The organism is Microcystis sp. M53603_WE2 (assembly GCF_030065435.1).
The window spans coordinates 1-8,318 of record NZ_JASJFF010000762.1 but is presented as its reverse complement, the minus strand read 5'-3'; the positions used below and the strand labels follow the sequence as shown (position 1 = coordinate 8,318).

Genomic DNA, 8,318 nt, shown 5'->3' with positions numbered 1-8,318 from the left:
CGTACTTTTTCAGCAAGCCCTAAGTAAGTGATTATAATTAAATTAAAAATTGATTGTAGGGTTGATCCCCCCTACCCCCCTTGATAAGGGGGGTTTGATCCCCCCTGCCCCCCTTGATAAGGGGGGTGCCGATAGGCGGGGGGATCTGAAAGTTTTTAATACCTACCGACTTAGTTATGAAAATGGAAGAAACTCTTGATGGGAAAAATATTAAAATAGGGCGAGAGAATCGGGAATTTCTATTGCTAAAGCTAATACTTCTTTTTCTCCTTTTCCTAAATCAGTGACAGGGAATCAGTCAAGTAAGTTAGTCTGATAGAGGTATTGAATCGGTGATGTATCGGCATGACGTTAGGCATTAGCCAGATCCTCGATTAATTCTGCTTCCTTGAGTCGGAAGGTATCAACTCCATAGTCTGCAAGTTTAGAGAGAAAAACAACTCGCGGAATACCTGCTAAGTTGGCAGCACTGCCAGAGGAAAGTTTTCCCAATTCATAAAGTTTAATGGCAGCAAGAAGAGAGATTTCCTGTGCTAGTTGTTCTGGAGTGAGATGTAAAGCGAGAGCGGTTTCATCGGGTAGGGAAAGAGTGATTTGGTACATGATGAATCCTAGGATTAATTGATTGTAGGGTTGATTGTAGGGTTGATAGGTTTGATTGTAGGGTTGATTCTAGGTTTGATTGTAGGGTTGATTCTAGGTTTGATTGTAGGGTTGATTCATGAATCAACCCTACCTTGATAAGGGGAAAACCTAAAACCCGTCTTCAATTTAATTATAACCAGCTACTTATCAGCCAACCTCATCTAGTACATTTGTTCAAAAAAAATCGAAAAAGAGAAAAAGGGTAAAAAGGGAAAAAAGAGAAAAAGGGTTACAAAGTCCTCCCAGCACCGCACACCACCCGAAAACCGTCGTTGCCGTTGAGGCCGTCGTCGCGGCGGTAGTAGTTGCTGCGGTAAGCAGAACGGCAGCTATCTGGATTGAAGTACCAAGAACCGCCCCGCAGAGCTTTATTTGCCTGATTTTGCTGTTTTTTGCTCTTTTCTAGCCGAGGACTACCATTCCTAGGTGCGCGTCGATAATTTTCCCAGAAGTCATCCTGACACCACTCCCAGACATTGCCGTGCATATCATACAAACCAAAACCATTGGGGGGAAATTGCCCCACTGGGGTGGTTTGCTGGCGATATTCTCCTGCCGGTTCCTTAGCAAAGCGTTGCGTAGCATCGTAGTTAGCTAAATTTGAGGTGAGGGTTGCTCCGAAGTGGAAGGGAGTGGTGGTTCCGGCACAACAAGCATACTCCCATTCCGCCTCACTGGGTAGCCGATACTGTTTCTTGGTCATTTTAGAGAGCCTTTGGCAAAATTCTACGGCATCTAACCAAGATACATTTTCAACGGGGTTTGTGCTGCCTTTAAACCGCGATGGCTCTGGTTTTAAATCTCGCTCTACTTTTAAATCTTCCCTTTGGGCAATATATAACCATTGAGCTTGGGTAATCGGAGTTTGACTTAGGTAAAACGGGGCGATTTTTACTAAATGTCTGGGGGATTCTCGTTTGAACCAATCCCTACGGTATTTTTTCACTAGCCGCGCTATTTCCTCCGCTTCGGTTCCCATCCAAAACTCCCCCGAAGGAATATAGAGCATTTTTAAGCTGGGGGGATTTTCTTCAAAGTAGAAGGCTCTCACGGGTTCTTTGGCGGTAATTTGTCCCGTCTCATCCACAAAAACGGTTTCAGACTTAAACAGGGTTAGGTTAAATTTCTCGGTGATGATTTCTTCTTCTGTGTTATCCAAAACTTCCCTAAACTGGACTGGGATTGTCTCGGCGGTTATTTCTTCGCTTGCCAAAATTTTAAGCTGCTCAGGGGTTAAACGAAGACGCTGATACAGTTCCCCATCTTCTACGCTGAAATCCTTAAGTCTATCCTTGAGCAGTTGAAACAATATTTCCTCTCCTCGCGTAAGCTCTTTTACCTTAGCTATGGTTACGGTTTTATATTTCCTCAGCCACTTTTCCTCAACCGGTGGGGGTGGAGGTGAGTCAACCATAGATTGCAGCTTTTGGCTAATTTCTTGGTACTTTGCTTCCCCTAGCTTTTGGAAAACCTTAGCAGATACCTTGGCAAAGGCGCGAACTAGATTAGCTGCTTCTTTGCCGAGGAGAACTTGGGGATTGGTAAGAATAAGACCAAAAAAGGTGGTGGTACTCAGGTTAAGTTTTTGGGCGATGTATTCCGAGAGGACAAAAATTACTTCTAAGGCGCGGCTATTCCCTAGTTCAGTGAGCAGAAGCTCTCTCACCTCATCATCAAATTCAAAATCTAGGCTGTTGGGGGGAGTATGAAATTTAAATTTACCTCCTTTGTCCCACTTCACTGGTTCCCCTCCTAGATAGACTTTAAGAAAACCGCTAAGGATAACTTCTGCTATGTTTAGGGGGTTAGAGGCGCTTAAAAGTTTGCTTTGGATAAGACGGATGATGGGAAGATTTACCGGGGCTGCGGCTAATTTTTTCAGTAATTCCCAAGCTAGAGGTGAGGCGGTACTGGCGAATAGTTCTAGAGCTTGCTTCCCAGACATCTCCGGAGAAATAGTTGCGGGTATTTCTCTGTTTTGGGGGGATTTTTCTAGTAGTACCCCCGCACAGGTGGCGTTGCTGTCACCACTGACAACGAGCGCCCAAGCTTTTAAGGATGAAGGGGTTAGGGAGATGGTGGGTAGGGGAAAGTAGGTTTTTTGGATTGTTTCTCTGAGAATATGTTGATTTTCCTCTTCCTTCTCAATTTGTAGCAGCAGGGGGATAGAGGTAAATCTCCAGTTTTGTGAAGGTTTCCGGGGGGTTTGGTTGACTAGGGAGACGAACCAACCTCGACTAAGGGCGGTTCTTTCCCACATTGCTTCCGGGAAGGGAGAAAGCAGGGTGACGATTTGGTGTTTTCCCCAGTCCTGAAGAGCTTGGTTATAGCGTCCTTGATACCAGTCTGGGGAAGTACAATCACTGTAGAAGAGGATAAGTCTTTCGCCGCGAGGATGGATGAGATCTTTTGGGTGAATTGAGCAAGTATCGTTAGAGTAGGTACGGATGGCTAAATTTTGCCTGTCTTCGTCCCATCCGATGCGGTAGAGTTTGACATCCCGAAAGGCCCCGATTTGTTCTAGCCAATCGCGGATTTCCCCGGCCATTTCTTTCCAAAAGACCATGGAGGCCCATTCTTCAATCAGTAAAACCACCTCTAGGGAACGGACTTTTTTGGCTTGGTAAACGGGTATTAGGGCTAAACTGCCATCTTTCTTGCCGATGCTATACTCGGCCGATTTCTGTACGGTGCTGTTTAGGTTTATTTGTCTTTGGGTGGCTGAGTCTATCTTTTGGATGAGGGGACGCACTGCCCGCCCTAATTTTCGGGTTTCTCGCCAGAATTTGGCATCGGGGATGCTAATGGGTAGGGTGTCTGCGCCTATCTTCTCAGGCTGTTTTTGTGCTTCTGTCTCGCGTATTAAGGGAACTTCATCCGATGGGGCTGCTGGCTCTTGGGTTTCGTTTTTACTCTCCTGGGGGGGGTTTTTAGTGGTCGGGGTTTCTTTCTTTTCTTCCCTAGGCTCTGGACGGGGTTGGGGTTTTCCTTCTTCTTCTTGGGTGAGAACATACCACCATAAACTATCAGCTATCTGGTAACTGTCTAGGTCCCATCCCCTGCCCTTGACAAAGGTGATAAATTTATCAATCAGTTCTGGTGTGGGAAGGGTTTGGGTCATGTATTGCCTGTGTCGGTGAGATAGGTAAATAGTAGGTTGGTAAGGTCTTCTAATTCTTTACCTGTGGGTTTCTTTTCGCCTATGCTCATAAAGACGGCGTTTAAAAGCTGGTCCGTTGCTAGTTGCCCTTTTTCTCGTTTTTTAACATATTCTGCGATCGCTGCTTCTATTTTTTTACTTTCGGGACTGGCTTCTTTATAATCAAAATGGCTTTTTACTATCTTTTTTAGTTCCTCTGGGGTGGGGTCGGGAATTTCTAAGAGCAGACATCTACGTTTAAAGGGTAGGGGAAAATCCCTCTCGCCGTTGCTCGTCATAATCACTATGGGGAACTGTTGGCAGCTTACCTTACCTTGGGGGATGGATTCCCATTCACCGTCATGGGTTTGTACTGGTATTGGTTCGTTTTCGGTATCTTTCGCGAGTCGGGAAAGTTCGGTGATTTCAAATCTTCCCTCTTCAAAAAGGTTTAAGAGGTCGTTGGGTAAGTCGATGTCACTTTTATCTATCTCATCGATAAGCAGTACCCGGGGATAATTTCTCGGACAGAGGGCTGTCCCCAAGGGACCCAAGCGGATATACTTCCCTATGTCTTTTTTTTCTTCTAATTGGTAATCTTGCAAACGTGCGATCGCGTCGTAGTAGTATAATCCCTCTTGTAGGGTGGTGCGGGTATTAATTGGCCAGACTAATACTTCTCCTAAGTCTAATTCGTAGGCGATTGCGTAGGCTAGGGAGGTTTTCCCTGTACCCGGTTTCCCTGTGACTAAAATCGGCCGGCGTAGGTGAATGGCTGCGTTTACGGTTTCGATGGTTTTAGGGTTAACTATGAGTTGTTTTCCCCGCTCCTCGGATTTGTTGGTGGCGAAGCTTCGCCAAGGTGGGATTTTTGGCCAGGGAATCTCATCCCTTGAGCGTTTTTGATGATTGCCTTGAAAGATTTTCCATGAACTCATAGTTAGTTAACCTAGGTGCTGAGATGTTAAGTAGTGGAAGGGGGGCATCCGATTAGGGTCTTCTAGAAGTAATGATAAATGATGCCCGAAATAGTCAGATTGGGATTCCTGTTTTTCAGGTGGATTTCTTGCCTTATGTATTAGTTTTGGCAGTTCGGTGATGGGTTGATTGCTAACTAGGGCATTAATTTCATCTTTGTGAGTTGGCGATAAATTATAACGGCGTGACCAAAGGGCTAAAGGTATGCCTTCTGATGCTATTTCTATAAGCATTTCTTCATGACTTTGTTGACAATCACAAAGATTAATCCATAGGGTTAAATTTTCTTGTCGGCGGCAGTGATGTTTACAGTCATTATCTTGTATGTCTTCTACGATTATTGCTTCATTTTGTAATTTCTCCCATTTTTTTATCCATTTTTTGTATGGGTCAGAAGTTTTGTCTATACAAGACCTTGCTGAAAGACGACTATTAACAAAGTAATTTTCTTTTAGTTTAGTATTTGGTTTAAATTCACTTTTATACTCCCAAGATTCAAAATCACTAGATAATAGCTTTTCATCGGCGAAGAACTCAACGGACGTTATTTCTTCACTCCGTTCTCGACAGTCATTAATAATATGGGTTAAAGTATGGTTATGATCATACAGGGGTATATGCTTAATATCTTTGTTTTGAATGTTGTTAGGATTTAATCGCCAAAACCAAGCTCGTATTAGATATTTTTCAATATTTTCAATAGTCGTAATATTCTTATACTGAAGGTTTTTGCTACTGTCCACCTTTATAATTAAATAGGCTTCTAACCCTTCCTTCGGTAATTCAATCCGCTCCAATTGTGTGCTTGTTAATTGCTCATAATCAAGGTCACTAATATTTGTCTGCATTTTTAAATCATTGACCGTTTGCTCAAAAATTAATTGAATTAATGGATCATCAAGGCGTTGATCATAAGCTAAGTTATGTAGTAAGCTAAACAAAAAACTTTCTTCATAATCTTTAATCTTCTCAATCAATTCCTTAAGGTTACTATTTTGTATTTTAGGATCATCAGATAAATAGGATTTGATTATAGCAGCAGTCATCGGTCTTTTTATCTTTAATTCATTATTTAACTTTTCAAAGATTTTAATCTTATCATTATTCTCTACGTTAATCTTATTAATAATTTGCGATTTATTTTTTAAGTTAATATATTCTGTAATCAGTGGCACGAATTGGTTTTTCTGTATTTTTTCTCTATTTTCTCCTGTTACATGATTAAAGGCGTTGGTGATTTTCCCAAAAAAATTTGACATTTCTCTTCTCAAATGTCCTTCAGTGCAATTACAATTAGCTGAAGCTAAAATTTCTGAATACTTTAATCTTTCATAACATCCTTTAATACCTTTTAATTCTAATTCACTTAGAGTTAGGTTCTGTTTTCCCTCGCGCAACAATTCTAGGACATTATCCACAAACTCTTCCTTCAACTCTTCCTTAGTCATAATTTAGACAGTTGTAGTGATAAGTAACTCAACACTAATCCTATCACACACAGGACTCCCAAGCAAGAGCCAATAAGTCTGTCTAGGCGTTAAAAATTGTCAGATGCCCCCCTTATTAAGGGGGGATTAAAGGGGGGACTAAGGGGGGATCGGCACCCCCCTTATCAAGGGGGGCAGGGGGGATCGAACCTAAAATCCATTTTTAATTTAATTATAACCAGCTACTTAAGTCTGTCTAGGCACTAGCAACGGTTTGTAACAAAAAGATCGGTTTGTAACAAAAAGATCTTTGAGAAAGCTAAAAAGATCATTTTAGCCACTGAAAAGCACGCCAAAAGATCCTTGGAGATTTTAAAAAAGACGATCAAAATGCTACCTATTCCTCTATTTTGCAAGTTTATTATGAAAAAAAACAGAGGAATTAAGCCTATGTATTTATCAACTGATCAGATTAAATCACTAACCCAGAGGCTAAAAAATCGCTTGGGGTATGTACCCAAAGAAGCTTGGGTAATTAATCTCGCCATCGAGATAGAAATCTCTCCAAAGCCGTTTTTTAGTGATGGGCAATTAGTCCAGCACTACCGAGAAATCGAACAGCTGCACAGCTAATAAAACCGCCTGAATTTGGTTATTTAACCATTTTCAGGACAGTACAACTTATTTTCTACTGTCATGATACTGAAAAAACCCACCCCAACACAAGCATCGGCTTTAAGGGATAATCCACGCCTAGGGATGCTCCAACTCAGCGATAATCGTCTCGTACAAGCTTTCTTTGACTGGCTAACAGGCTACTACCTTACCCCCCCTCTCTGGAAAAGCACGCCCTCCTTAGAGCTAATCTATGGCATACTCCAGTATATAGGAGGATTAGCGATCGCTCTTAGCCACTGGCAATTAATCCCCCTAGGATGGGTGCTATCCGTAGCTGGAGCGGCTCAATTGCAAGAAATAGCCCACTTTTGCGCCCATAATGCTTTTTTCCCTCAATATCCCACTTATAACCATCTTTTAGGTTGTTTACTCACCTTAATTACCTGGAAAAAGCCCTTTCCATTGTTCAAAAAAGATCACCTATTAATTCACCACCCGCCGAAAAACTTAGCTACCATGAATGACAAGGGGAATACCCCCTACCTAGTAGAAGAGTTAGGTTTTGAATTTGGCCAAGAAGAGGCCTTCTATTGGCAAAATTTGGGCAAGTTATTACTCTCTCCCAAGTTTTACGGAGAAACCTTCCTTGCTCGCCTGACTAATCTCCTTAAAGCTCCCATTAACTATCAAATAGCTACCCTGATTGTGCTTTTCTTGGCCTCTATTTGTGCGGGTTTAACCCATTCTTGTTTAATCTGCTTACTCTGGGCGGTATTTACCCAACTCGGAACCTATGCGGCCGCACTCTTGCAACAGCTACCGGAGCATAATTGGGCCTATGAAGCCGATGAGAATGAGGGAGCTAAATCTCAGGTAATTGGTAAATCTTTTGCCCTATATTTGGGTGCTTATCCTCCGCACTCGGACCACTGGTTAGAGTGGTTAAAATGGTCCACGGAATTAGTGGGAGCAGTCTTTATTCGGCTAATCATCCTTCCAGTTAGCCTAGGGGCGCACTGTGTTCACCATGCTACACCAAACGATCACAACTGGGCTAACCAACTATATACCCTAAGAGCTTTTCAGACTGGCTCGGTGAAAGGATGGCAGCGTTATCAATTCCTTGAGGTTTGGGGATACCGAAACGCCTTAAACTACGTCTTTGTCGGTTTTAGTTTAAGGGGAAAAAGCTAAATTAAACTCGGTGTGCAACTATATTTTTAGTCTTGATTTACAACAAGGCTTTCAGAAATCAGCAGAGATAAAGTATCCTCTGGAACCCTGATTCTGTCGTTTTTAGTTGCACATCGCGTTAAATTAACCTAATTCGGGCTTGCTGAATAAAGCTAAAAACCTTGTTGGATAAGACTTTTAGACCTTTTGTCAATCAAAAAGTACCGGATATGGGAGTGATCGGGGGGAAATTTAGGCACTTTTTCCCTGAAAATTAGGTAATTGACCGCCTGAAAATGGGTAAAACCCTACACCCTACACCCTACACCCCACACCCT

6 protein-coding genes are annotated in these 8,318 nt (G+C 42.4%); 2 read left to right on the top strand and 4 right to left on the bottom strand.

Features of this window, described 5'->3' with window-relative positions:
* Positions 1 to 351: 351 nt before the first annotated feature.
* The 4 genes from PX481_RS16435 to PX481_RS16420 all read right to left on the bottom strand — a co-directional run bounded on the left by PX481_RS16435 (position 352) and on the right by PX481_RS16420 (position 6,210).
* Complete coding sequence (locus PX481_RS16435; protein WP_016515782.1) at positions 352 to 603, bottom strand: UPF0175 family protein; 252 nt, start codon at positions 601 to 603, stop codon at positions 352 to 354.
* A gap of 271 nt (positions 604 to 874) precedes the next feature.
* A complete protein-coding gene (locus PX481_RS16430) occupies positions 875 to 3,766 on the bottom strand; it encodes a formylglycine-generating enzyme family protein (RefSeq protein WP_288095030.1) in 2,892 nt (963 codons plus the stop codon).
* Positions 3,763 to 4,722, bottom strand: a complete 960-nt coding sequence (locus PX481_RS16425) for an AAA family ATPase (protein ID WP_288095028.1) — start codon at positions 4,720 to 4,722, stop codon at positions 3,763 to 3,765. Before PX481_RS16425 ends, PX481_RS16430 begins: the two co-directional genes overlap by 4 nt.
* A 6-nt stretch (positions 4,723 to 4,728) precedes the next feature.
* Positions 4,729 to 6,210: a VMAP-C domain-containing protein gene (locus PX481_RS16420; protein ID WP_288024519.1), complete on the bottom strand. Its 1,482-nt coding sequence runs from the start codon at positions 6,208 to 6,210 to the stop codon at positions 4,729 to 4,731.
* Between the two features lie 429 nt (positions 6,211 to 6,639).
* Here PX481_RS16420 and PX481_RS16415 point away from each other — a divergent pair, with 429 nt between their 5' ends.
* Together PX481_RS16415 and PX481_RS16410 are read left to right on the top strand one after the other, a co-directional pair.
* The gene (locus PX481_RS16415) at positions 6,640 to 6,822 is read left to right on the top strand and encodes a hypothetical protein (RefSeq protein WP_128575192.1); all 183 of its coding nucleotides are present in this window, start codon (positions 6,640 to 6,642) and stop codon (positions 6,820 to 6,822) included.
* 63 nt (positions 6,823 to 6,885) lie between these two features.
* Entirely contained in the window at positions 6,886 to 8,001 is a 1,116-nt protein-coding gene (locus PX481_RS16410) for a fatty acid desaturase (RefSeq protein WP_288095027.1), read from the top strand.
* Positions 8,002 to 8,318 lie beyond the last annotated feature (317 nt).